The sequence below is a fragment of the Marimonas lutisalis genome (genome assembly GCF_005434965.1).
GTDB lineage: Bacteria > Pseudomonadota > Alphaproteobacteria > Rhodobacterales > Rhodobacteraceae > Marimonas_A > Marimonas_A lutisalis.
The window spans coordinates 464,221-487,997 of the sequence record NZ_SKCI01000004.1; the positions used below are offsets into that span (position 1 = coordinate 464,221).

The following is a 23,777-nucleotide window of genomic DNA, read 5'->3' on the forward strand; positions in this document are numbered from 1 at the left end:
AGAAACGCCCTGTCGAAATGCCGCCTTGACGCGCAGGCACCGCTCGGGGAAATCAGGGGCCCACGGAGGACCCCGATGAAGCCGTTTCTGATCCTGCAATTGCGCCCCGAAACCGAAGCCGCGGACGATGAATTCGCGGCAATCCTGCGCAAGGGCGGATTGTCCGCCGATCAGGTCACGCGCATCCGACTGGATCAGCAGGATCTTCCCCAAGGCCTTGATCTCGATGACTATTCCGGCGTGATCGTCGGGGGCGGTCCCGGCTGCGTCAGCGATCCACCCGAAAAGAAAACCCCGGTCGAGGCCCGCATCGAAAAGGCCGTCCTGTCACTGATGCCCGCCATCGCCGAACGCGATTTCCCCTATCTGGGCTGCTGCTACGGCATAGGGATTCTAGGCCATCACCTGGGCGGAGAAGTCAGCAAGGCCCGCTATGGCGAAGACGTCGGAACCTCCGATTGCCGCCTGACCGAAGCCGGCAGAACCGATGCGCTCTGCCAGGGAATGCCCGATACCTTCCAGGCCTTCGTGGGCCACAAGGAGGCCGTGCAGGACCTGCCCGAAGGTTGCGTTCATCTGGTCAGCTCCCCCACCTGCCCATTCCAGATGATCCGCTATGGCGAAAACGTCTATGCCACCCAGTTCCACCCCGAAGCCGACAGCGCAGGATTCGAGGTGCGCATCCGCATCTACAAGGATCGCGGGTATTTCCCCCCCGAAGATGCCGACATGCTGATCGCGATGTGCCGCGCCGCCGATGTGCATGCCCCCGAACTCGTCCTGCGCAACTTCGTCGATCGCTACGCCCACGCTTGAAACCGACACTTCTGACGCTGACAGGCTTGGAGCGGCCCTGGCCGCGTGGTAGGATTTGATCAAATTCCGATCATCTCCGGGGAGCGCACCGATGAAAGACGACAATTTCCTGAAAGAAAACAACGCCCGCCACATGTGGCACCCGATGGGGCATCCCGCAGACAGCCTTGAAAACCCGCCGACCATCATCAAGGGGGCCGACGGTGTTCACATCACCGATCTCGACGGGCACCGCGTTGTCGATGCCGTGGGCGGGCTCTGGTGCGTGAACCTCGGTTATTCGAACGATGTGGTGAAAGAGGCCATCGCCAAGCAGCTCTACGATCTGCCCTACTACTCGGCTTTCGCAGGCTCGACCAACCCCACGGCAATCGAGGCCTCCTACGCGGTGCGCGAGTTCTTCGCCGAAGATGGTATGGTCCGCAGCTTCTTCACCTCCGGTGGCTCGGACTCGGTTGAAACGACGCTGCGACTGGCGCGACAGTACCACCGCCTGCGCGGCGAGCCCACGCGCACCAAGTTCCTCTCGCTGAAAAAAGGCTATCACGGCACCCATTTCGGCGGCGCTTCGGTGAACGGCAACAACCGGTTCCGCATCAATTACGAGCCGCTTTTGCCGGGATGCTATCACATGCCGTCGCCCTATACCTACCGCAATCCGTTCAACGAAACAGATCCGGCGAAACTGGCCCAGCTGATCGCGCAGGCGATGGAGGACGAGATCGCCTTCCAGGGTGCCAACACCATCGCCGCCTTCATCATGGAGCCGATTCAGGGTGCCGGCGGCGTCATCGTGCCGGGCGAAACCTTCATGCCCTTGATGCGTGAGATCTGCGATCGTCACGGCATCCTGATGATCTCGGACGAGGTGATCACCGGTTTCGGCCGCACCGGTGACTGGACCGGCGCTCGCCACTGGGGCGTGAAGCCCGACATGATGAGCACCGCCAAGGGTATCACCAGCGGCTATTTCCCCGTTGGTGCCGCCCTGATGGGTGAGAAAGTCGCCGACGTGTTCGAAAACGACACCACAGGCGAAGGGGCTATCTTCCACGGCTACACCTACTCGGCCCATCCTGTCGGTGCGGCAGCAGTAACCGCCTGTTTGTCGGAAACGCTGCGCCTGGATACCAAGACAAACGCCGCGGCGCGTGGCACACAGCTTTACGAAGGCGTGCTGAAACTGGCTGAAAAGCACGACATCATCGGTGATGTTCGTGGCGGTCACGGCTTGATGACCGGGATCGAACTTGTCAGCGACAAGGCGGCCAAGACGCCGATGGACATGCCCACGATGAAACGCATTCACAAGACCGCCTACGAGGCGGGCGCGATGGTGCGTTTGGGCATGCACAACATCCTGATGTCGCCCCCGTTGACCATCACCGAAAGCGAGGTTCAGACGATCCTCGATGCCCTCGATGCCGGTTTCTCCGCCGCCTAGGAAAAACGGTCGCGCAGCCAGAACCCGGCATAGGCTGCGAACATGATAGCCCTGCGAAACCGTCCGAGCGGAAAACGCCCGGGCGGTTTTTTCATGATCTCTGGATAGGGCCTGTCGGGCGACCGCCCCTGCACCAGATCGGCCAGAAGCGCACCGCAATACGACGCCATCGCCACGCCATTGCCGTGATAGGCATACCCCGCGAAAACGCCCGGCATGTCCGGGACCTCGCCGCAGAATGGCGCCAGTTTCGGCGCAAGGCAGACCATTCCGCTCCAGTAATGCGTTGTTTCGACTCCCCGCCATGCAGGAAACATGGCGTCGAAATCACGCCGGATCGCGCGGGAGATGCCGGCTTCGGCACCCGGCGATGCGCGGAGGCCGCCACGCATTCCGAACAGGAACCGGTTTTCGGGCATCAGGTGAAAGTAATGCAGCAGGCGCCGTGTGTCATAGGCCATCTGGTGCGATGTCCAGCCCTGCGCGGCCAGTTCGCTGTCACTCATTGGCCGGGTCACGATCACGCTCGACTGGGCCGGCATGTATCGCCCTGCCATCCAATCGGGCACGTCCTCGCTGGAATAGCCATTGGTCGCAATGATCACCTGGCTGCAATCAACATGACCCCTTGGCGTCGATACACGCCAACCGCTTCCAATACGCTCGATCCCGGCGACGGGGCTGTTGCCAAAAACGCGGGCGCCTGCGGCTTCTGCCGCAGTTAGCAATCCTACAAGGTATTTCCGCGGGTGCAGTGCGAACCCGAGCGGAACCGTCATGCCGCCATGAAAACCCCCTGCCAGCCCTCTTTCTGCCAGCATGTCCCGCGTCAGGATTTCCGGCGTCACGCCATAGTCTCGCTCGACCTCGGCGATCTCGTCTTCGAAGCGGGCAAAGGTCGGTTTATGCGCAAGCAGGGTCTCGCCGTCCGAGTGGCGATCAACATCGAGACCGTGGCGCGTCAACAGATCATCCACCAGTTCGATGGCTGCTTTTTCCGCTGCGCGCCATTCGCGCCGTCCAGCTACGCCGACGGATCGCTCCAACGACGAATTGTCCAACTTGCTGCCGCCCAGACAGCAAAATCCACCGTTCCGGCCCGACGCACCCCATCCGGGAAAAACCGCATCAAGCACCATGACATCGGCACCATCCTTTGCCAGCGCCAGCGCCGCAGACAGACCGGTAAACCCGCCCCCGATGACAACGACATCGGCCTTTTGGTCACCGGCCAGATCGGGGCGCTGCAAAAGACGATCGGGCACCGCCTCGGCCCAGTAGCACCCGGCGATGCGGGCGTCGTCATAGGCGTGGCGGGCGAATATCCGTTTCATGATCAGGTACGCGCGGCGGCCTGTTCTTCGGCCTGCAATCGCAGGCTTGCCCGCTTCGAGATCAGCGACGCGGTGATCACGCCCACGGTGACGATCCCGATCATGATCGTGGACAGAGCGTTGATCTCGGGGCTGACCCCGAGGCGAACCGCAGAGAATATCTTGATCGGCAGGGTCGTGGCCGACGGCCCGGACGTGAAAGACGCGATCACCAGATCATCGAGCGAAAGTGTAAACGCCAAGAGCCAGCCCGAAATAACCGCAGGCGCAATGATCGGCAGCGTGACAAGCCGAAACGCCTCGAAAGGCGAGCATCCCAAGTCAAGCGCCGCCTCTTCAAGCGAGCGATCAAAACTCACCAGCCGCGAGGACACGACAACCGAGACGTAGCACATCGAAAACGTGGTATGCGCCAGAATGATCGTCATTACGCCCCGGTCCAGGCCGATCCCGATGAACAACAGGAGCAGTGACAGGCCGGTGATCACTTCGGGCATCACCAGCGGCGCATAGATCATGCCGGAAAACAGCGTGCGCCCCCGAAAACGCCCCGCGCGTACGAGAACATAAGCCGCCATCGTTCCAAGAACCGTTGCAATGGTCGAGGAAGCCACCGCCACCTTCGCCGTGACCCAGGCCGCACTCAAGAACGCCTCGTTCTGCAGAAGTTCGCCGTACCATTTCGTGCTGAACCCGGCCCAGACAGTCACCAGCTTCGACTCGTTGAAGCTGTAGATGATCAGGATGACCATCGGCATGTAGAGAAACGCAAAGCCCAGCGTCAGCGACGTGGCATTGAACCAGGAAAACCGTCTCATCCCTCGGCCTCCCTCTGTTTCTGCTCATTGCGCTGGAACAGGATGATGGGAATGATCAGGATCAGCAACAAGATCACCGCCACGGCGCTTGCCACCGGCCAGTCGCGGTTGTTGAAGAACTCTTCCCACAACACCTTGCCGATCATCAGGGTCTGTGACCCGCCCAGAAGCGACGGGATGACGAACTCGCCCAGGGCCGGGATGAAGACCAGGAAACAGCCCGCGATGATGCCGTTCTTCGACAGTGGCACTGTCACCAGCCAGAACGCCTGAAACCGCGAGCACCCCAAATCCTCGGCCGCCTCGATCAAGGATATGTCGAGTTTCTCCAGAGCGGCATAGATCGGCAGGATCATGAACGGTAGGTAGGTATAAACGATCCCGATATAGACCGCCGTGTTGGTGTTCAGAATCATCAGCGGATCGGAGATAACCCCGCTCCACATCAGGAACTGGTTCAGCACCCCCTCCTGGCTCAGGATACCCATCCACGAATAGACCCGGATCAGGAAGCTGGTCCAGAACGGCAGGATCACCAGCATCATCAGGGTCGGGCGCCATTCTTCGCGCGCCTGGGCCATGCCATAGGCGATCGGATAGCCGACGATCAGCGTCAGCAATGTCGAAAATAGCGCGATCCAGACACTGGACAGGTAAGCCTTCCAATACAGGTCATCGGTCGTCAGGAACCAGAAGTTTTCAAGGTCAAGCTCGGCGAAAAAGCCCTTCAGTCCTGCCCAACCTGCGCCCAGATCCAGTGTTGGCGTATAGGGCGGGATCGCAAGTGCCGTGTCCGAAAGCGAGATTTTCAGAACGATGAAGAAAGGCACCAGAAACAGCGCCAGCAGCCAGAGGTACGGAACGGAGATGAGTAGCAGGCGCCGCATCTCAGTTCTCCAGAACCACTGCGGCTGTGTCGGTCCAGCTCAGCCAGACAGAGTCTTCCCAAGTCAGGTCGCGCTTGGCGATCCGGCGCGTATTTGCCGTTTGCGCCTTGATGATTTTGCCATTGTCCAGTCGCACATAGTAGGTGGAAAGGTTTCCGAGATAGGCAATATCATCGATCACCCCCCTGACGGCATTGGCGGCATCCTGCGGCTCTTGCGACGAGATCGCGATTTTCTCCGGCCGAATAGCGAGATAGCATCGCCCTGACCCGCGCAAACCGTTTGCCGTTTTCGCGCGCAGTTTCGGTTGGCCCTCGGCAAAGGTTACCTCGTATCCGTCGCCCGATTTTTCCGCGTGGCCCTCGATAATGTTCACGTCGCCGATGAAGTCCGCGACATAGACCGAGTTGGGATATTCGTAGATCCGGTCGGGCGTATCCACCTGGATCAATCGTCCCTCGTCCATAACTGCAACACGGCTTGCCACGGTCATTGCCTCTTCCTGATCGTGGGTGACGATCACGAAGGTGGTGCCGGTCTTTTCCTGGATATCCATCAGCTCGAACTGGGTATCCTGTCGCAGCTTCTTGTCCAGCGCACCCAGTGGTTCATCCAGAAGCAACAGTTTAGGCGCCTTTGCCAGGCTGCGCGCCAGTGCCACACGCTGCCGCTGGCCACCGGATATCTGGTGCGGTTTGCGCCGGGCGAACTTTTCAAGGCGTGTCAGCTTCAACATCTCCGCGACACGCGCCTCGATCGCCTCTTTCGGCAACTTGTCCCGTTTGAGCCCGAAGGCAATATTGTCCCAGACGGTCAGATGCGGGAAAAGCGCGTAAGACTGGAACATCATGTTCACTGCGCGCTTGTTCGGCGGCACCGGCGCAATGTCCTGACCAGACAGCAGGATCGTGCCTGCGCTTGGCGGTTCAAACCCCGCTAACATGCGCATCATCGTCGTCTTGCCACAGCCCGAAGGGCCCAAAAGCGCGAAGAACTCGCGCTCGTAGATTTCGAGGGACAAATCATCGATCGCGATGAAATCTCCAAACCGTTTCGTGACGTGGCGAAACTCGATAAGGGGTTTGGCTTCGGGATCATCCCACGGGGCAAACGCGGTTTGCGCCATCCGCATCTCCTAAAGGTAAAAGGCCCACACCTGTGGGGTGTGGGCCAGTTGGATGGATCAGGTACCGGACTTGATCTTGGTCCAGAGCCGGGTGACGACCCGTTGAACCTTGGCCGGATAGGGCGTGGTGGTGAACGTGTTCGCCATCGACGCCTCGTCCGGATAGATCGCCGGATCGCCGATCACGTCTTCCTCCAGGAATTCCTGCGACGCCTTGTTGCCGTTGGCGTAGTAGACGTAGTTCGACGCGGCCGCCATGTTGTTCGCGTCCATGATGAAGTTCAGGAACTTGTGCGCGCCGTCGGGGTTCGGGGCGTCTGCCGGAATGGCCATCTGGTCAAACCACATCTGTGCACCTTCCTTGGGGGCGAAATAGGCGATCTCGACACCGTTGCCCGCTTCGTCGGCGCGATCACGCGCCTGAAGAATATCCCCCGACCAGCCAACGGCGACACAGATGTCGCCATTGGCCAGCGCATTGATGTATTCCGAGCTGTGGAACTTCTGGATATGCGGGCGTACGGGCATGAAAACGCCTTCGGCCTTGGCGATCACGTCCGGGTCATGGCTGTCCGGGTTTTCACCGATATAGTTTAGCGCTGCCGGGATCATCTCGGCTGGTGCGTCCAGGAAATGCACGCCGCAGCCGGCAAGCTTTTCCATGTTGGCCGGGTCGAATACCAGGCTCCAGCTGTTCATGGGTGCATCTTCGCCAAGCGCTTCCTTCACCTTGCCGACATTCACCCCGATGCCCGTTGTGCCCCACATGTAGTTGATCGAATACTCGTTTCCGGGATCATAGGCTGCGGTTCGTTCCGAGATCACGTCCCACATGTTCGCCAGATTGGGCAGTTTCGACTTGTCGAGCTTCTGGAAGGCACCTGCGGTGATCTGGCGCTGAAGGAATGTGCCCGACGGCACAACGACATCATAGCCCGATCCGCCCGCGAGCATCTTGGTTTCAAGAACCTCGTTGCTGTCGAACACGTCGTAAATCAGGTCGAGGCCGGTTTCTTCCTCGAACTTGGTCAGTAGCTCTTCATCGATGTAGTCCGACCAGTTGTAGACCCGGACCTCCTCCGCGTAAGCGGCACCCGCGAAAAGTGCTACAGACGCAACCGCGGTCAGCATTCGTTTCTTCATATCAGTCTCCCTATTGAGTGGGTTTGTTCGCCCCATTGCATGAGATTTGATCAATTTTTGGCACGTCATGCAACATGGCTTTTTTCGTCCCCTACCTGTAAGCTTGGAAAATTCCAGCATGAGACGAAAGCGGGTTAGGCGAAATGAACAACAATGCGGCAAACTGGGCTGTGAATAAGCTATCCACGGATGGCCCCACTCCTGCGCTGCCCGTGCATGAACTCGTCTATCGGCAACTTCGCGCGCATATACTGTTCGGAGAACTCGCCCCGGGTCAGCCCGTCACGATCCAGGGGCTGACCGAAATGATGGGCGCGGGAATGACCCCGGTGCGAGAGGCGATACGCCGGCTCGTCGCCGAAGGCGCGCTGGAAGCAAGTGGCAACCGTCGGGTCGGCGTGCCTATGCTGAGCCCCGGCAATGTCGACGAATTAATCCATGCCAGACAGGCAATTGAGACTGAACTGGCCCTGCGTGCGGCCACACGGGCGACACCCGAGAACATCGCCGGGCTGGCCGCGATTGACGCCCGGCTGGACGCTGCAATTACAAGCGGAAACGTCCGGGCCTATCTCGAGGAGAACTACCTGTTTCATGCTTCGCTTTACGCGATCGCCGACGCGCCGATCCTGTCAGCGATCGCAGATGGCCTATGGCTGCGTTTCGGGCCGTCCCTGCGCATGGTGTGCGGCAGGATCGGCACGCAGAACTTGCCCGATCAGCACAAGGAAGCCATCGAAGCGATGCGCGCAGGCGACGCAGAAGCCGCGGCCAGCGCCATGCGCGATGATGTCATTCAAGGCATGGAGCAGGTTCGGCAGGCCCTCTCCGAATCGATTGTCTGAACCGACGATTCGATTGACACCCCATAATTTGATCATATTCTGATCGTGACTAATCCACGGCTTAGACCGTGGTTCCCAAATGCTCGACCGCAAGAGATTCCCGATGCCACAGATCACCAACCATATGCCGACCGCCGAACTGCAGGCACTTGATGCCGCTTACCATATGCACCCGTTCTCAACCGGCGATCAGCTGGCCCAAAAAGGCGCGCGCGTGATCACCCGGGCAAACGGCGTCACGCTGACGGATAGCGACGGCAACCAGATTCTGGATGCAATGGCAGGGCTGTGGTGCGTGAACATCGGTTACGGCCGCGAGGAACTGGCCGAGGTGGCGGCCCGCCAGATGCGCGAACTTCCCTACTACAACACGTTCTTCCAAACCACGCACGTGCCCGCCATTGCATTGTCCAGGCGTCTCGCGGAACTGGCCCCGGGCGATCTGAACCACGTGTTCTATGCCGGGTCGGGATCTGAGGCCAACGATACCAACATTCGTATGGTCCGCACCTACTGGGCGCAAAAAGGAAAACCGGAAAAACATATCATCATCAGCCGCAAGAACGCCTATCACGGATCAACGATGGGCGGCGCGTCACTGGGCGGGATGACGCCCATGCATGAACAGGGAGGCCTGCCGATTCCCGGCATCCATCACATCGATCAGCCTCACTGGTGGGCAGAAGGTGGCGACATGAGCCCGGAGGAGTTCGGCCTTCAACGTGCGCAGGCGCTGGAGAAGGCGATCCTCGAACTCGGGGAAGACAAGGTTGCCGCATTCATTGCCGAACCCGTTCAGGGCGCGGGCGGCGTGATTGTGCCCCCCGAGACCTACTGGCCCGAGATCCAGCGCATTTGCGACAAGTACGAAATCCTGCTGATCGCGGACGAAGTGATCTGCGGTTTCGGAAGAACCGGACAGTGGTTCGGAAGCCAGACCATGGGCATCCGTCCACATATCATGACGATCGCCAAGGGGCTCAGCTCGGGTTACGCGCCGATTGGTGGGTCGATCGTCTGCGACGAGGTCGCCGAAGTGATCAATGCCTGCGAGTTCAACCACGGCTATACCTATTCGGGCCACCCTGTTGCCGCTGCGGTCGCTTTGGAAAACCTGCGCATCCTCGACGAGGAAAAAATTGTCGAGACCTGCGGCGCGGAAACTGCGCCTTACCTCAAGCAGAAGTGGGAAACGCTGGCTGATCATCCGCTGGTTGGAGAGGCCCGCATCGTTGGCATGATGGGTTCGATCGCCCTGACGCCGGATAAGGCTTCGCGCGCCAAGTTTGCAGCCGATCCCGGGACCGTCGGCTTCGTCTGCCGCGAACGCTGTTTCGCCAACAATCTGGTCATGCGCCATGTCGGCGATCGAATGATCATTTCGCCGCCGCTCGTCATCTCGAAAGACGAGATCGACATTCTGATCGAACGCGCCTGGAAATCGCTGGATGAATGCCATGCGAAGATCAAGGAAGATGGCCTTATGGTCGCCGCGAGTTAATCCTCCGGGCACTGCAACGCAACGTTCGTCTTGATATCTCAACGCGCCGAAATGACGATCTGGCCCTACAGGATGGAGGGCTGGGCGTGATCGAATTTCAACCGGGCAAACCGGAAACCGAACCCGCGAAAACCGTAGTCGACATGATCCGCGGTGCGGCAAAGCGAAACGCGGATCGCGAAGCGCTGGTCGAAGGCAAAACGCGGCTCACGTGGCGGATGCTGGACCAACGGATCAACCAGGTTGCCAATGCCCTTATCGCCCTGGGGATCGAGAGGTGCGATCGCGTCGCCGTTCTGTCGGAAAACAGCGCCGACTACGCAGAGATTTTCCTGGGGGCGACACGGGCGGGCGCGTGCCTTGTGCCCCTTTCCACCATGGCTTCGTCAGATGCGCTTGGAAAGATGGTCGCGGATTGTCAGCCGAAGGTGCTTTTTCTCTCAGAACAATATCGCACATTGGCGGCGCCCTTCCTACCGGACCTGGAACTGGAAAAAATCGCCATCGATTTTGCACAGGAAGGTTGGCGAGACTACACGGTCATGCGCGATTCAGCGGATATCCGGGACCCGATGATCCCGATCGGGATGCAGGATGCTTTCAACCTGATCTATTCATCCGGCACCACCGGAACGCCCAAGGGCATCCTGCACAATCACTATATGCGGGCCGTGCAGATGGAGCGGATCGAACCATTGGGATATCTGAACGACGCCAGGACGCTGCTTTCCACGCCTCTCTATTCAAACACGACAATCGTGTCATTCCTGCCGACAATGGCCGGAGGCTCCTGCGTGCACTTGATGCGCAAGTTTGACGTGCGCCGCTATCTGGAAATCGTTGAAGCCGAAAGCATCACGCATACGATGCTGGTCCCGGTTCAGTACAAGCGGATCATGGAGCACCCCGATTTCGGCAATTTCGATCTGTCGTCGATGAAGGCGAAATTCTCGACATCCGCGCCGTTGCGTGAAGATATCAAGCGCGATGTTCTGGCCCGCTTCCCGGGTGGGCTGACCGAATACTATGGCCTGACAGAAGGAGGCGGCGTGACCGTCTTGGCCGCACATGAATTTCCTGACAAGCTGCACACAGTCGGTAAGCCGGCACCGGGTGTCGAAATCCGGTTGATCGACGAAAACGGCACCGAAGTTCCGCCGGGCCAGATCGGGGAGATTTGCGGGCGGTCGGGAGCCATGATGTCGGGCTATTTCGGACGTGATGATCTGACCCGCGAAACACTTTGGACAGATGAAACGGGTCGCGTGTTTTTCCGGTCTGGTGACATGGGCAGTTTCGACGAAGACGGGTTTCTGGTGCTGAGCGACCGGAAGAAGGACATGATCATCTCGGGCGGTCTGAATATCTATGCCAATGATCTTGAGCTTGTCCTTCTCGCTGATCCGGACGTAACCGATGCCGCCGTGGTTGGCGTTCCTTCTGATGAATGGGGAGAAACACCGCTGGGCTTCGTCGTCCTGCGCCAAGGTGCGACGTGCGGCGCGGCGGATGTTCTGACCAAGGCCAACGAGAAGCTGGGCAAGAGCCAGCGCCTTTCGAATGTCGTCATCCGGGACAGTTTGCCTCGTAGCGAGATCGGAAAGATCCTGAAACGCGATCTGCGCCGGGATTACCTGTCCTAAGCCGCGATCTTGCTACCCAACCCCCTGAGCATATCGAGACAAGCCGAAAGCTGATCCAGCGCGATGAATTCGTCAGGCTTGTGCGCCTGCTCGATCGAGCCGGGCCCGCAGACGACCGCGGACATTCCGATCGACTGGAAAAGGCCCGCCTCGGTCCCGAAGGCAACGACGTCTGCGCCATTGTCGCCCGTCAAGCCGGCCACCAGGTCGCGTGCCTCGTTGTCAGTCATTGGCTCAAGCCCCGCGACCTCGCCGATCACCTCGGTTTCGATCGCGGCATCCGGATGCACGGCTCGCATTGCCGGAAGAAGGACATCATCCGCATAGCGGGCGATCTCGGATTTCACATAGTCGAAATCGGTGGACTGAACCGGGCGGAACTCCCACTCCACCTCGGCCTTGCCGACGATTACGTTATGGGCCACGCCGCCACCAACACGTCCGATATTTACCGTTGTCCATGGGGGATCGAAACGCCCGCCTTTCGGTGCGCGGGTCTTCAATTCTTCACGCAACTCCAACAGGCGTGACACGTAGCGCACGGCGTACTCCGCAGCGTTTACCCCGCGGTCGGGGGCCGATCCATGCCCTTCGAGCCCCGTAAAGCGCGTGGTGTACTCACAGCAACCTTTGTGGCCTTCGATGATCTTCATCATCGTCGGCTCACCAATGATCGCCATTGCAGGCCTGATCCCGCTTGCCTGCAATTGCGGAACAAGTGCCTGCGCCCCCAAACATCCGACCTCTTCGTCATGGGTGAACGCGAAGTGCAATGGGCGCGCCAGTTCACGCTCGGCAAAGGTCGGGGCCATGGCCAGCGTGGCGGCGATGAATCCCTTCATGTCACAGGCTCCGCGTCCGTAAAACCGGTCGTTGGCTTCATACAGCTGGAACGGATCGCTGCGCCAATCCTGGTCCGCCACCGGGACGACATCGGAATGACCGGAAAGCACAATGCCGCCATCGCGTTCCGGCCCGATGGTCGCGAACAGGTTTGCCTTGGTCCCCGTTTCATCTGCATAGATGTCAACCTTGGCCCCCAGATCATGCAGCAACGCGCCCATGTGCTGGATCATGTCCAGGTTGCTGTCCGAAGAAACTGTCGGAAAGGCGATGAGATCGCGCAGGATTTCTATGGTGCGGGCCAGATCGGTCATGATTTCACGAACAGCTTTCGCGGACGGTTGCAGAAGGGCTCGGCGGCGCCTTCTTCGCGTATCAGGATCGGCTCGGTGATTTCCAGCCCCCATTCAGGCGCCCAGATGCCAGGCATGAAATGAAAAGTCATGCCCTGTTCAAGGATCGTATCGTCCTCGGATCTGAGCGAGATCGTCCGCTCGCCCCAATCAGGCGGATAGGACAGGCCGATCGGATAGCCACAACGCGCACCGCGTTCGATGCCGGCCCTCTCCAACGGGGCGGCCAGCGCATTGGCAATATCGCGGGCGCGGTTTCCGGGCCGCGCCGCTTCCAGCCCGGCCTCGAGTCCTTCCACCAGCGCGGCCTCGGCACGCGTCATCTCCTCTGGCGGTGTTCCCAGAAAGACGGTCCGGCAAAATGGGGTGTGATAGCGGCGATAGACCCCGGCGAGTTCGAAAAAGGTGCATTCGCCCTTTTTCAGGTGTTCGCCATCCCACGTCAGGTGCGGCGCCGAGGCGTCGGCCCCCGACGGACACATCGGCACGATGGCCGGATAATCGCCCCAGTCGTCATCAACGCCCAGCAATGCGTCCCGGTAAATCTCGGCAACCAGTTCGTTCTTGCGCAATCCGGGTTCGGCCCGGTCGATCGCGCCGTCGACCATTTTCTCGGCAATTCGCGCAGCGCGGCGCATCAATGCGATCTCTTCATCCGATTTGACCGCGCGCTGCCAGTTCACCAGCGCAGTCGCATCGACGATTTCGGCGTTCGGCAGAGATGCGCACATCGTTGTGTAGGCCTTGGCCGAGAAGTAATAGTTTTCCATCTCGACACCGATGCGCGCCTTTTCAAATCCCAGCTCTGCCAAAAGCGCCGAAAGGTGCTGCATCGGGTGGCGGGTTGTCGATTGCACGAACTCGTCACCGTAGGGGCGCAGGCAATCTTCGCTCAACCAGGCAGTGCGGCGCGCGCCGTTCGCGTCCATGTTCCTGCCCCACCAGATCGGGTCGCCCTCAAGCCTCAGGACAACTCCCTGGTGAACGTAAAATGACCAGCCGTCATACCCCGTCAGCCAGGCCATGTTCGACGGATCCTCGACGAACAGCACATCAAGTCCCCTTTCGGCCATTGCCGCGCGTGTCTTGGCGAGGCGCCGATCATATTCGGCAGTGCTGAACGCCACTTTGTTTCTTGCCATCTCGTTTCACTCCCGGAATACGCCTTTACAGTTAGACCCTTCATAGAGACCGGTCCGGTGCCGTTTGCGACGTCGTGAACGATTTCGGCGACCCGGACCACGAAATCGCGAGGAATACACGCGTTTCGCTGCAATATAGCGCAGAGCACTGCCCCATTTTTTATCTTTTGGCGCAAATTGCCTCGAAATGCCGCAAACCAGTTGCAACCCGCGGCAACACGCGTTTTACATACGAGTCGACATTCGGCACAGACCGAAAAGTAAAACAGGGAGCCAAAATTGGCATCTTCGCAGAGTTCGGATGCGTTCGTTGAATTCGATCGCGTACAGAAAAGTTATGACGGTGAAACACTCGTCGTAAAAGATCTCAATCTCACATTGCCGAAGGGTGAATTCCTCACGATGCTGGGGCCATCCGGATCGGGCAAGACAACCTGCCTGATGATGCTGGCCGGTTTTGAAACTGCCACCCATGGCGATATCCGTCTGAACGGGAATTCGATCAACAATATCCCGCCGCACAAGCGCGGCATCGGGATGGTGTTCCAGAACTACGCCCTGTTCCCGCATATGACGATCGAGGAAAACCTGTCCTTCCCGCTCGAAGTGCGCGGCATCGGCAAATCCGACCGTGAAGCCAAGGTCATGCGCGCGCTCAACATGGTGGAAATGGGAAGTTTCGGTAAACGCCGCCCGGCGCAACTCTCGGGTGGTCAGCAGCAGCGGGTCGCGCTGGCGCGCGCTCTGGTGTTCGAGCCCGAACTGGTGTTGATGGATGAACCCCTGGGCGCGCTGGACAAGCAACTGCGCGAAAAGATGCAGTTCGAGATCACAAACCTGGCGCACGAACTGGGCATCACCGTGGTCTACGTGACGCACGACCAGACCGAAGCGCTGACCATGTCCGACCGTGTGGCCGTATTCGATGACGGGATCATCCAGCAGCTCGATACGCCGGACAAACTCTACGAAGAGCCGCAAAACAGTTTCGTTGCGCAGTTTATCGGTGAGAACAATACGCTCGAAGGGACGATCAAGGAAATCAAGAATGGCCTTGCCCTTGTCCAGCTGGACGATGGCGAACTGATCGACTGCAATCCGATCAACGTCAGCAAGCCAGGCGAACGTACCCGTGTGTCCATCCGTCCCGAGCGCGTTGAAACCAACCCCGCGCGTCTCACCGAGGGAGCCCATACGCTGAAGGCGGAAGTGCTGGAATTCATCTACATGGGTGACATTTTCCGCACGCGCCTTCGCGTCGCAGGAAATGACGAGTTCATCGTCAAGACCCGGAACGCGCCCGATCAGAAACGCATGACTCCGGGCGAGCATATCGAGATCGGATGGTTGCCGCGGGATTGCCGGGCTCTTGATGCATGATGTGAACACTCCGGCCCTGCTGGCCTGGAGTTACTGCACGGACCAAGCCGTTAAACCCGGAACGGCGGTCCTTAAAATCGAACGGGTTAACAAGGGAGAAAGCTTATGAAGCTCAAATCTGTACTCATGGCAACGGCTCTGACCGGTGTCGCCTTTGGCGCACAGGCTCAGGAAGTTACCGTTATGTCCTGGGGCGGCGCCTACACCAAATCGCAGGTCGAAGCCTACCACAAGCCGTTTACCGCCGAGACCGGCATCAAGGTGAACTCGGTCGATGCCGACAACCCGGCGACGCCGATCAAGGCCCAGGTAGAAGCCGGCAACGTCTCGATCGACGTGGCCGACGTGGAATTCTCGGACGCCGTGCGCCTGTGCGACGAAGGTCTGCTGGAGCCGATCGATCATGGCATGCTGCCGGCAGCCCCGGATGGCACCGCAGCGACCGATGACTTCATCGAGGGCGCGCTGCAGGATTGTGCAGTTGCAAACATCGTCTGGTCGACCGTGATGGCCTACAACAGCGAAAACGTGGATGGCACGCCGACCACCATCGCCGACTTCTTCGACACCGGGAAGTTTCCCGGCAAACGTGGTCTGCGCAAATCGGCCAAGGCCACGCTGGAAATGGCCCTGATGGCCGATGGCGTTCCGGCTGGCGAAGTCTATGACGTCCTGGAAACGGACGAAGGCATCGACCGCGCGTTTACCAAGCTCGACACCATCAAGGACGATATCGTCTGGTGGGAAGCCGGCGCGCAGCCGCCGCAGCTGCTGGCCGATGGCGAAGTGGTGATGTCGACCGCCTATAACGGCCGTATCTTCAACGCCGCCGTTGGCGAAGGCCAGCCGCTGGAAATCGTCTGGGATGGCCAGATCCTCGACTTCGACCTGTTCGTGGTTCCCAAGGGCGCGCCGAACAAGGACGCGGCAATGAAGTTCATCGCGTTCTCGACCGATACGAAGCGCCTCGCCGACCAAGCCAGCTGGATCAGCTATGGCCCCGCACGTAAATCTTCGGGTGCGATGGTGGGTCTCTACTCGGACGGCAAAACCGAGATGGCACCGCACATGCCGACGGCTGCGGCGAACCTCGAAAACGCGCTGGTCAACAACTTCGAGTTCTGGGTCGACATGGACGCAGAGCTGAACGAGCGCTTCAACGCCTGGCTGGCAAACTAAGCCGGCCCTTGCCCCCGGCCTGTCTGGCCGGGGCCTTGCGATAAAGGGCGGGCCGCCAAAGGCCCGTCCGACCTCAGGGACAGGGTGTAAAACGGACATGACCGACGCGACCGCAAACGGAAAGCCCGAAATGCTGACGACGGCTGATGGCAAGCCGCTGAAAGCGGCGCTGATCCGTGCCCAGGCACGTGCGCGACGCCGCGCCTTTCTGCTGGTTTTACCGCTTCTGGCATTCATCCTGATCACCTTTGTCATGCCGATCGGGCAAATGCTGCATCAATCGGTCTACAACCCAGGCTTCGTCATGCACGAGGATATCGGCAGCGGAAAGCGCACGCCGATCATGACGAACCTCAAGGTATGGTTCGATGAAAACCCCGCCGGAACCGAGCCGGACGAGGCAGCCTTTGCGGCGCTGCACGAAGACATGCTGCTGCTTCGCGAATTGCGCGCCCCCGGTCAGGTTGGCACCCGCGTGAACTATGAGCGCGGCGGCTCGCGTTCGATGTTCACCAAGGCGGCCCGCCGTGCGGAACGTATGGACCCGCCTTACAAGGAAGCATTCCTGGATGTTGATGAGGAATGGGCCGACCCGGAACTTTGGCGCGTCATGCGCGATGCGTCCTCCGCTTATACGTTCAATTTCTACCTTGCTGCCCTGGACCGCTCCAAGAATGCCGACGGCGAGATCGTCAGTGTCGACGAGAACCGGCAGATCTACATCAAGCTGTTCACCCGAACGCTGTTCCTGTCGGTGCTGATCACCTTCCTGACCTTCCTTCTGGGTTACCCGATCGCGCATCTTCTGGCGACGCTGCCGCTGCGCTATTCGAACCTCCTGATGATCTTCGTCCTGTTGCCGTTCTGGACATCGCTTCTGGTGCGAACGACAAGCTGGATGGTGCTTCTTCAATCTCAAGGGGTGGTTAACGATGCGCTCGTGGGGATGGGTATCCTGGGCGACGATAACCGGCTTCAGATGATGTACAACCAGATCGGCACGGTTGTGGCGATGACACACATCCTGCTGCCGTTCATGGTGCTGCCACTCTATTCGGTGATGCGGCCGATCAACCCCTCCTATGTGCGCGCCGCGCGCAGCCTGGGCGCAACCAGCTGGACGGCCTTTCGCCGGATCTACTTCCCGCAGACCGTACCGGGCATCGGGGCCGGTGCGCTGCTCGTCTTCATCCTGGCTGTTGGCTACTACATCACGCCCGCCCTTGTCGGTGGCGCCGATGGCCAGCTGATCTCGAACCTCATCGCCTTCCATATGCAGAACTCGCTCAACTGGTCGCTGGCGGCGGCGCTGGCGGCGCTGCTGCTGGCCGGCATCCTGATCCTTTACTGGCTCTACGATCGCCTGATCGGCATCGACAACCTGAAACTGGGGTAAGACATGGCACTTCCCAAACACGCGTCGACTCTCGAGCGGATCTGGCATTACGCCTACCTGGTGATCTGTGCGCTGATCTTCCTGTTCCTGATCGCGCCGATCCTCGTGGTGATCCCGCTCAGCTTCAACGTCGAGCCTTATTTCACCTTCACCGAAAAAATGCTGAAGCTGGATCCCACCGGGTATTCCATGCGCTGGTATGACCTGCTGCTGACCTTCGGCATGCTTGAGCCTGAAGCGCCGCGCGATACAAGCTGGTGGGCGGATGCCTGGGCCAACGCGAACTGGATCAACGCCGCCAAGAACTCTATCATTGTCGGGTTCTTCTCGACCATTCTGGCCACGTCGCTTGGCACGGTCGCGGCCCTTGGCCTGTCACGCCCCGAAATGCCCTATCGCCGGGCGATCATGGCGATGCTGATTTCGCCGATGATCGTGCCGATCATCATCGTGGCAACAGGGCTGTTCTTTTTCTACTCGAGCATCGGGATGCAGAACTGGGGTATTCCGTATCTCGGGATCATCCTGGCGCACGCGACGCTGGGGATTCCGTTTGTCATCATCACGGTTACGGCAACGCTGGTGGGCTTCGATCACTCGCTGACGCGTGCCTCGGCCAGTCTGGGTGCGGATCCTGTCACAACGTTCCGCCGGGTGCAGATGCCGCTGATCCTGCCCGGCGTGATTTCGGGCGCGCTGTTCGCTTTCGTTACGTCATTTGACGAAGTTGTGGTTGTTCTCTTCGTCGGCGGTCTGGACGAACAGACCATCCCCCGGCAAATGTGGAACGGTATCCGCGAGCAGATCAGCCCGGCAATTCTGTCGGTTGCAACGATCCTCGTGATCATTTCGATCCTGCTTCTGACCACGGTGGAACTGTTGCGCCGCCGGTCAGAGCGGCTGCGGGGGGTGAGCCCCCGGTAAACGGGAGGGCAAACCAGTGGACATTCAGGGAAAGATCGCCGTCGTCACGGGCGCGGCGCAGGGCATCGGCCGCGCACTGTGCGAGGCACTGGCGGCGGCGGGTGCAAAACACGTTGTGGCCGTCGACCTGAAGATCGAAGGCGCCGAAGAAACCGCACGCCTAGTTGGCGGCACGGCGATTGCCTGCGATGTAGGCGATCAGGCCCAGGTCGAAGCGATGATCGACAAGGTCGAGGATGAAATCGGACCGATCGACCTGATGTGTTCGAATGCGGGCATCCTGACGGGCCTTGATGAATCATTCGATAACATCGCGTTCGCAAGCACCGAGGAGTGGAACAAGGCCTGGGCGGTGAACGTGATGGCGCACGTGCACGCCGCGCGCCACCTGGTGCCGAAAATGAAGGCGCGGGGAGGCGGGTATTTCATGCATACCGCCAGTGCGGCGGGGCTTCTTAATCAAGTCGGATCAGCGGTTTACGGGGTGACGAAACACGCCGCGGTAGGCTTTGCCGAGGCGCTGGCGCTGGGGCACAAGGATGACAATATCCGCGTGACCGTTCTGTGCCCGCAAGGGGTGGATACAGCGATGGTGCGCGGGGCCGGCGAGAACCCCGCGACGGCGGATGGAATCCTTTCGACTCAAGAGGTTGCCGAGAAAACGCTGGATGCGATCCGGGCGGAAAAGTTCCTGGTTCTGCCGCATGCGGAGGTGGCGCAATACATGCAGAACAAGGTCAACGACTATGACCGCTGGATCGGTGGGATGGCCAAGCTGCAACGCGTTTACAAGGCCGCCAACGTCAAATCGTAAACGCCACCGCGCGGTCGGAAACAGTGGGGTGACATGCGTGCACCCCCCGGCTGACATCCGGCTGCCAGCGGAATCGCCATTGATTAACGCGCGATTCAGTTAATGCAGCGCACGGTGCCGCTCTCAGTTCCCGAGATGCGAGACCATCACGATCGGCGGCGCAAGGATCGGCAGGTGCCCAGCGCCGGCAACATCCGGCACGGGGCGCGCCGAGACATATCCGGCGGCGGCGCAGATGATCCCCAGCGCGACATTACGCAGGCCCGTGCGGCGTGTTGGGGCATGCGCGGTTCGGGCCGCAGACCGCGAGACGCACTCATCACCGATGCACTGCATGAAAAACCCTCCGGAACGGCTGCGCATTCCGAAGGGTAGGATCGAATCCTGACCAAAAGGTGCCGTTCAGGCGGTTGTCAGCTGTCATTCGCGGACAAGTTTCTCGTAACTTGTAGCAATTTCCCTGGTCAGCGCGCCGACCTCGAAGTTCCAGTCGGCGATCTGGCCGACGGGGGTGACCTCGGCCGCGGAGCCGGTGAGCCAGCATTGTTCCATCCCGTCCAGCTCTTCAGGCAGGATGTGACGCTCATGCACTTTCACGCCGCGTTCCTGCAGCATGCCGATCACGGTTTGCCGGGTCAGGCCGTTCAGGATGGCATCGGGCAGGGGCGTGTGTACTTCGCCATCCTTGACGAAGAAGATGTTGGCGCCGGTCGCCTCGGCGACATAGCCGCGATAGTCGAGGAACATCGCGTCCGAGCAGCCCTTGGCCTCGGCGGCGTGTTTCGACATGGTGCAGATCATGTAGAGACCCGCGGCCTTGGCCGCTGTCGGGATGGTTTCGGGGCTGGGGCGCTTCCATTTCGCGAGGTCCAGCTTGGCGCCCTTGAACTTGGCATCGCCGTAGTAGTCTCCCCATTCCCAGGCCGCGACGGCCATGCGCACCGGGTTGCGCGCTGAGCTGACACCCATGTCTTCGCCCGCACCACGCCAGGCCACCGCGCGCACATAGGCATTGGTCAGCCCGTTGGCCTCGACCACGGCCTGCTTGGCCGCCTCGATTTCGTCGACCGAGTAGGGGATCGGCATGTCGAGCAGTTCACCGGATTTGCGCAGCCGTTCGGAATGCTTGCGCGAAAGGAAGATCTTGCCCTCGTAAAGCCGCTCGCCTTCGAATACGGAGGAGGCGTAATGCAAAGCGTGGGTCAGGATATGCACGTTAGCCGAACGCCAGTCGACCAGCTTGCCATCCATCCAGATCTTGCCATCACGATCATCATAGCCCGTCATGTTCTCTACTCCTTCAAGGTCCGAGCTTTGCATTTATTGCGCCATATACGTCCGGAGCGGACATAATATTTCGCCAAAACTGCGATTCGGTACCAGTTGCGTCTTGGAATGTCAACAAAGCTGACGTATTGTGAGTAAGGAACAGGCAATTTGTGATCGAAGGGGTGCGGCATGTCGGAAAGCACAGGGGGTGAGACGCTTCTGTTCCTGACCGACGAGCAGTTGCGGCAGGGAATCGAGGCGATGTTCTTTGCCTATCGCGGCTTCACCGCCGATCCCGACCGGATCCTGGCGACGATGGCCTATGGCCGGGCGCATCACCGGGCCATCCATTTCATCGCGCGGGCGCCGGGCACGACGGTGAACAACCTGCTGGAAATCCTTGGGGTCACGAAGCAATCGCTGAACCGTGTCTTGCGTACTCTGGTCGAAGACGGTCTGGTGGAAAGCAAGGTCGGAACCACCGACCGTAGGGAGAGGAACCTGTTTCTGACCGAGGACGGCATGGCGCTGGAACGGCGCCTGAGTGACGCGCAGCGCGCGCGGATGCGGGCGGCCTATCGCCAGGCCGGGCCTGAGGCCGTTGCCGGGTTTCGCACCGTGCTGGAGGCGATGATGGACCCGGAGATGCGGCGGAAATACAATGCCCTGCGGGAGGGCGGCGCATGAGCGAATTCGATCCACATCTACTGATCGTCGATGATGACGAACGTATCCGCACGCTTTTGCAGAAATTCCTGAACCGCAACGGGTTCCTGGTGACGGCGGCGCGGGACGCGGCGCATGCGCGGCGCATCCTGTCGGGGCTGGATTTCGACCTGATCGTGATGGACGTGATGATGCCCGGTGAAACCGGAATCAGCCTGACGCGCAGTCTGCGCGAGACATCGAACACGCCGATCCTTCTTCTGACTGCTCGGGGCGAGACCGAGGACCGGATTGCGGGACTTGAGGCCGGGGCGGACGATTACCTGGCCAAGCCGTTCGAGCCCAAGGAACTGCTTCTGAGGATCAACGCGATCCTGCGGCGGATGCCCGAGGCGCAGGGCGAAGAGGTTCGGCCCAAGGTGCTGCACCTGGGCGATATCCGATACGACATGGAACGCGGCGAGCTGTGGCGGGGCGAAGACCTGATCCGGCTGACCGCAACGGAAAGCCAGCTGATGCGCATCTTCGCGTCGAGCCCCGGCGAGGCGGTCAGCCGCACGAAGCTGGTCGAGGACCTGGGCCGCGACCGGGGGCAGGCGCAGGAACGCGCGGTGGACGTGCAGATTACCCGGCTGCGCCGCAAGATCGAGACCGACCCGAAGCAGCCGCGCTATCTGCAGACGGTGCGTGGGGCGGGTTACATGCTGGCCCCCGATTGAGGGTGTGCCGGGCTGAAGCCCGGCCTACGCGAAGAGGCCGGCGTAGGTTTCGCGCAGCGCCTTTTTCTGCACCTTGCCCATGGTGTTTCGGGGAAGCTCGGCCACGAATTCGTAATGCTTGGGCTGCTTGAATTTGGCCAGTTTAGAGCCTGTTTCGGCTGTGATATCTTCAAGCGTCAGGCTTTCGTCCTCCTTGACGATCACCGCCACCACGCCTTCTCCGAAATCGGGATGCGGCACGCCGATCACAGCGGATTCCAGCACGCCGGGAATATCGTCGATCAGGCTTTCGATTTCCTTGGGGTAAACGTTGAAGCCGCCGGAAATGATCAGGTCCTTGCCGCGGCCGACGATGCTGACATAGCCGTCAGCATCGCGCATGCCCAGGTCACCGGTGATGAACCAGCCATCGGGGCGCAGTTCCTCGGCTGTCTTCTCGGGCATCTGCCAATAGCCCTGGAACACGTTAGGGCCGCGCACCTCGATCATGCCGATCTCGCCGGTGCCGACTTCGCGGCCATCGTCGACAATGCGCAGCTCGACCCCCGGCAGCGGGAAGCCGACGGTGCCGGCACGGCGTTCACCCTCATAGGGGTTCGAGGTGTTCATGTTGGTTTCGGTCATGCCATAGCGCTCAAGGATGCGATGGCCGGTGCGCTCCTCCCACTTCTCGTGCGTGTCGACGAGGAGCGGCGCGGAGCCGGAGATGAAAAGCCGCATGTTAGAGACTGTTTCAAGGGAAAGGCGCGGATCATCGAGCAGGCGGGTATAGAAGGTGGGCACGCCCATGAGCGCGGTTGACGTGGGCATCGCATCGAGAATGGCGTTGGCGTCGAATTTCGGCAGGAAGACGGTGGAGGCGCCTGCCAGGAGCGCCACGTTGGTGGCCACGAAAAGCCCGTGCGTATGGAAGATGGGCAGCGCGTGGATGAGGACATCATCGGCGGTGAAACGCCAGTAGTCGCGCAGGGTTTCCGAGTTGGACGCGAGATTGCGGTGCGAAAGCATCGCGCCCTTCGAGCGGCCGGTGGTGCCCGAGGTGTAGAGAATGGCCGCGAGATCATCGGCGCCGCGGGCGACCGGTTTGAAATCGGGGGCCTCGGACAGATCGGCGGTCAGCGTGCCCTGCCCTGTGCCATCGAGGGTGAAGACCCGGGCCGCGCCGGCCAGCGGCGCGATCTCGACCTCGCGCGCGGGATCGCAGACGACGACGGCGGGCGTGGCATCGGACAGGAAATATTCGACCTCGGAGGCGGTATAGGCGGTGTTGAGGGGCAAGAAAACGCCGCCGGCGAGAACGGTGCCGACATAAAGCTGCACCGCCTCGATCGTCTTTTCGACCTGCACGGCAACGCGGTCGCCGGGTTTGACGCCCGCATCAATCAGGCGGGCCGCCAGACGCTCGGCCCCGGTGAACAACTCGCCATAGGTGATATCGGGCAGGCCCGGGCGCGTGGCGAACACCTTGTCTGCGTTGCCCGCCAGATGCGTGGCAAGACGGTGGGCAAGATAGTTGTCGTCATACATCGGAAACC

The 23,777-nt window shown here is 60.3% G+C and carries 22 protein-coding genes; 12 read left to right on the top strand and 10 right to left on the bottom strand.

Annotated elements, in window-relative coordinates:
• The first annotated feature begins 75 nt into the window (after positions 1-75).
• Positions 76-816 (top strand): glutamine amidotransferase, encoded by a 741-nt coding sequence (locus E0501_RS18080; RefSeq protein ID WP_137702794.1) that lies wholly within the window; start codon positions 76-78, stop codon positions 814-816.
• A 91-nt stretch (positions 817-907) separates the two neighbouring features.
• Positions 908-2,260: an aminotransferase class III-fold pyridoxal phosphate-dependent enzyme gene (locus tag E0501_RS18085; RefSeq protein ID WP_137702795.1), complete on the top strand. Its 1,353-nt coding sequence runs from the start codon at positions 908-910 to the stop codon at positions 2,258-2,260.
• On the opposite strand, the gene E0501_RS18090 is transcribed toward E0501_RS18085, so the two are convergent.
• The 5 genes from E0501_RS18090 to E0501_RS18110 are packed head-to-tail and all read right to left on the bottom strand — an operon-like array spanning position 2,257 to position 7,568.
• Positions 2,257-3,594 carry an NAD(P)/FAD-dependent oxidoreductase gene (locus tag E0501_RS18090; RefSeq protein WP_137702796.1) on the bottom strand — a complete coding sequence of 446 codons (1,338 nt, stop codon included), beginning with the start codon at positions 3,592-3,594 and terminating at the stop codon, positions 2,257-2,259. The genes E0501_RS18085 and E0501_RS18090 overlap by 4 nt on opposite strands.
• A gap of 2 nt (positions 3,595-3,596) precedes the next feature.
• A complete protein-coding gene (locus E0501_RS18095; protein ID WP_137702797.1) occupies positions 3,597-4,412 on the bottom strand; it encodes an ABC transporter permease in 816 nt (271 codons plus the stop codon).
• Positions 4,409-5,299 carry an ABC transporter permease subunit gene (locus E0501_RS18100; RefSeq protein ID WP_137702798.1) on the bottom strand — a complete coding sequence of 297 codons (891 nt, stop codon included), beginning with the start codon at positions 5,297-5,299 and terminating at the stop codon, positions 4,409-4,411. Before E0501_RS18100 ends, E0501_RS18095 begins: the two co-directional genes overlap by 4 nt.
• Position 5,300: 1 nt before the next feature.
• Positions 5,301-6,425, bottom strand: a complete 1,125-nt coding sequence (locus E0501_RS18105) for an ABC transporter ATP-binding protein (protein WP_137702799.1) — start codon at positions 6,423-6,425, stop codon at positions 5,301-5,303.
• 57 nt (positions 6,426-6,482) lie between these two features.
• Positions 6,483-7,568: a polyamine ABC transporter substrate-binding protein gene (locus tag E0501_RS18110; RefSeq protein WP_137702800.1), complete on the bottom strand. Its 1,086-nt coding sequence runs from the start codon at positions 7,566-7,568 to the stop codon at positions 6,483-6,485.
• Positions 7,569-7,711: 143 nt separating this feature from the next.
• Between E0501_RS18110 and E0501_RS18115 the strand changes: the two genes are divergently transcribed.
• From E0501_RS18115 to E0501_RS18125, 3 genes are all read left to right on the top strand, one after another.
• A complete protein-coding gene (locus E0501_RS18115) occupies positions 7,712-8,413 on the top strand; it encodes a GntR family transcriptional regulator (RefSeq protein ID WP_137702801.1) in 702 nt (233 codons plus the stop codon).
• Between the two features lie 103 nt (positions 8,414-8,516).
• On the top strand, positions 8,517-9,914 hold the full coding sequence (locus E0501_RS18120; protein ID WP_137702802.1) for an aspartate aminotransferase family protein: 1,398 nt from the start codon (positions 8,517-8,519) through the stop codon (positions 9,912-9,914).
• A gap of 86 nt (positions 9,915-10,000) precedes the next feature.
• Positions 10,001-11,557 carry a class I adenylate-forming enzyme family protein gene (locus E0501_RS18125; protein ID WP_235857900.1) on the top strand — a complete coding sequence of 519 codons (1,557 nt, stop codon included), beginning with the start codon at positions 10,001-10,003 and terminating at the stop codon, positions 11,555-11,557.
• Here the strand turns inward: E0501_RS18125 and argE are convergent.
• A complete protein-coding gene (gene argE, locus E0501_RS18130; RefSeq protein ID WP_137702803.1) occupies positions 11,554-12,714 on the bottom strand; it encodes an acetylornithine deacetylase in 1,161 nt (386 codons plus the stop codon). The genes E0501_RS18125 and argE overlap by 4 nt on opposite strands.
• Complete coding sequence (locus E0501_RS18135; RefSeq protein WP_137702804.1) at positions 12,711-13,895, bottom strand: M24 family metallopeptidase; 1,185 nt, start codon at positions 13,893-13,895, stop codon at positions 12,711-12,713. The genes argE and E0501_RS18135 overlap by 4 nt, the downstream gene beginning before the upstream one ends.
• A 279-nt stretch (positions 13,896-14,174) precedes the next feature.
• Between E0501_RS18135 and E0501_RS18140 the strand changes: the two genes are divergently transcribed.
• The 5 genes from E0501_RS18140 (at position 14,175) to E0501_RS18160 (ending at position 19,588) form a co-directional block, all read left to right on the top strand.
• On the top strand, positions 14,175-15,275 hold the full coding sequence (locus E0501_RS18140) for an ABC transporter ATP-binding protein (protein WP_137702805.1): 1,101 nt from the start codon (positions 14,175-14,177) through the stop codon (positions 15,273-15,275).
• Positions 15,276-15,380: 105 nt separating this feature from the next.
• Positions 15,381-16,454, top strand: a complete 1,074-nt coding sequence (locus E0501_RS18145; RefSeq protein WP_137702806.1) for an ABC transporter substrate-binding protein — start codon at positions 15,381-15,383, stop codon at positions 16,452-16,454.
• 97 nt (positions 16,455-16,551) lie between these two features.
• Complete coding sequence (locus tag E0501_RS18150; RefSeq protein ID WP_170222790.1) at positions 16,552-17,850, top strand: ABC transporter permease; 1,299 nt, start codon at positions 16,552-16,554, stop codon at positions 17,848-17,850.
• A 3-nt stretch (positions 17,851-17,853) separates the two neighbouring features.
• A complete protein-coding gene (locus E0501_RS18155; protein WP_137702807.1) occupies positions 17,854-18,774 on the top strand; it encodes an ABC transporter permease in 921 nt (306 codons plus the stop codon).
• Positions 18,775-18,790: 16 nt separating this feature from the next.
• Positions 18,791-19,588: an SDR family oxidoreductase gene (locus tag E0501_RS18160; RefSeq protein ID WP_137702808.1), complete on the top strand. Its 798-nt coding sequence runs from the start codon at positions 18,791-18,793 to the stop codon at positions 19,586-19,588.
• 123 nt (positions 19,589-19,711) lie between these two features.
• Here the strand turns inward: E0501_RS18160 and E0501_RS18165 are convergent, their stop codons facing one another.
• Together E0501_RS18165 and E0501_RS18170 are read right to left on the bottom strand one after the other, a co-directional pair.
• The gene (locus E0501_RS18165; protein ID WP_137702809.1) at positions 19,712-19,924 is read right to left on the bottom strand and encodes a hypothetical protein; all 213 of its coding nucleotides are present in this window, start codon (positions 19,922-19,924) and stop codon (positions 19,712-19,714) included.
• 84 nt (positions 19,925-20,008) lie between these two features.
• Positions 20,009-20,875 carry a branched-chain amino acid aminotransferase gene (locus tag E0501_RS18170; RefSeq protein WP_137702810.1) on the bottom strand — a complete coding sequence of 289 codons (867 nt, stop codon included), beginning with the start codon at positions 20,873-20,875 and terminating at the stop codon, positions 20,009-20,011.
• A gap of 171 nt (positions 20,876-21,046) precedes the next feature.
• On the opposite strand from E0501_RS18170, the gene E0501_RS18175 reads away from it, so the two are divergent.
• Together E0501_RS18175 and E0501_RS18180 are read left to right on the top strand one after the other, a co-directional pair.
• The gene (locus tag E0501_RS18175; RefSeq protein ID WP_137702811.1) at positions 21,047-21,544 is read left to right on the top strand and encodes a MarR family winged helix-turn-helix transcriptional regulator; all 498 of its coding nucleotides are present in this window, start codon (positions 21,047-21,049) and stop codon (positions 21,542-21,544) included.
• Complete coding sequence (locus E0501_RS18180; protein WP_137702812.1) at positions 21,541-22,242, top strand: response regulator; 702 nt, start codon at positions 21,541-21,543, stop codon at positions 22,240-22,242. The genes E0501_RS18175 and E0501_RS18180 overlap by 4 nt, the downstream gene beginning before the upstream one ends.
• Before the next feature lie 24 nt (positions 22,243-22,266).
• Here the strand turns inward: E0501_RS18180 and E0501_RS18185 are convergent, their stop codons facing one another.
• Positions 22,267-23,769 (bottom strand): malonate--CoA ligase, encoded by a 1,503-nt coding sequence (locus E0501_RS18185; RefSeq protein ID WP_137702813.1) that lies wholly within the window; start codon positions 23,767-23,769, stop codon positions 22,267-22,269.
• Between the last annotated feature and the right edge of the window lie 8 nt (positions 23,770-23,777).

Excerpts from the sequence above, each read along its gene's own strand:
- E0501_RS18165 (WP_137702809.1), bottom strand. The coding sequence starts at position 19,924 with ATGCAGTGCATCGGTGATGAGTGCGTCTCGCGGTCTGCGGCCCGAACC.
- E0501_RS18080 (WP_137702794.1), top strand. The coding sequence starts at position 76 with ATGAAGCCGTTTCTGATCCTGCAATTGCGCCCCGAAACCGAAGCCGCG.
- E0501_RS18155 (WP_137702807.1), top strand. The coding sequence starts at position 17,854 with ATGGCACTTCCCAAACACGCGTCGACTCTCGAGCGGATCTGGCATTAC.
- E0501_RS18095 (WP_137702797.1), bottom strand. The coding sequence starts at position 4,412 with ATGAGACGGTTTTCCTGGTTCAATGCCACGTCGCTGACGCTGGGCTTT.
- E0501_RS18105 (WP_137702799.1), bottom strand. The coding sequence starts at position 6,425 with ATGGCGCAAACCGCGTTTGCCCCGTGGGATGATCCCGAAGCCAAACCC.
- E0501_RS18175 (WP_137702811.1), top strand. The coding sequence starts at position 21,047 with ATGTCGGAAAGCACAGGGGGTGAGACGCTTCTGTTCCTGACCGACGAG.
- E0501_RS18120 (WP_137702802.1), top strand. The coding sequence starts at position 8,517 with ATGCCACAGATCACCAACCATATGCCGACCGCCGAACTGCAGGCACTT.
- argE (WP_137702803.1), bottom strand. The coding sequence starts at position 12,714 with ATGACCGATCTGGCCCGCACCATAGAAATCCTGCGCGATCTCATCGCC.
- E0501_RS18100 (WP_137702798.1), bottom strand. The coding sequence starts at position 5,299 with ATGCGGCGCCTGCTACTCATCTCCGTTCCGTACCTCTGGCTGCTGGCG.
- E0501_RS18115 (WP_137702801.1), top strand. The coding sequence starts at position 7,712 with ATGAACAACAATGCGGCAAACTGGGCTGTGAATAAGCTATCCACGGAT.
- E0501_RS18170 (WP_137702810.1), bottom strand. The coding sequence starts at position 20,875 with ATGACGGGCTATGATGATCGTGATGGCAAGATCTGGATGGATGGCAAG.
- E0501_RS18110 (WP_137702800.1), bottom strand. The coding sequence starts at position 7,568 with ATGAAGAAACGAATGCTGACCGCGGTTGCGTCTGTAGCACTTTTCGCG.
- E0501_RS18090 (WP_137702796.1), bottom strand. The coding sequence starts at position 3,594 with ATGAAACGGATATTCGCCCGCCACGCCTATGACGACGCCCGCATCGCC.
- E0501_RS18145 (WP_137702806.1), top strand. The coding sequence starts at position 15,381 with ATGAAGCTCAAATCTGTACTCATGGCAACGGCTCTGACCGGTGTCGCC.
- E0501_RS18135 (WP_137702804.1), bottom strand. The coding sequence starts at position 13,895 with ATGGCAAGAAACAAAGTGGCGTTCAGCACTGCCGAATATGATCGGCGC.
- E0501_RS18180 (WP_137702812.1), top strand. The coding sequence starts at position 21,541 with ATGAGCGAATTCGATCCACATCTACTGATCGTCGATGATGACGAACGT.
- E0501_RS18185 (WP_137702813.1), bottom strand. The coding sequence starts at position 23,769 with ATGTATGACGACAACTATCTTGCCCACCGTCTTGCCACGCATCTGGCG.
- E0501_RS18085 (WP_137702795.1), top strand. The coding sequence starts at position 908 with ATGAAAGACGACAATTTCCTGAAAGAAAACAACGCCCGCCACATGTGG.
- E0501_RS18150 (WP_170222790.1), top strand. The coding sequence starts at position 16,552 with ATGACCGACGCGACCGCAAACGGAAAGCCCGAAATGCTGACGACGGCT.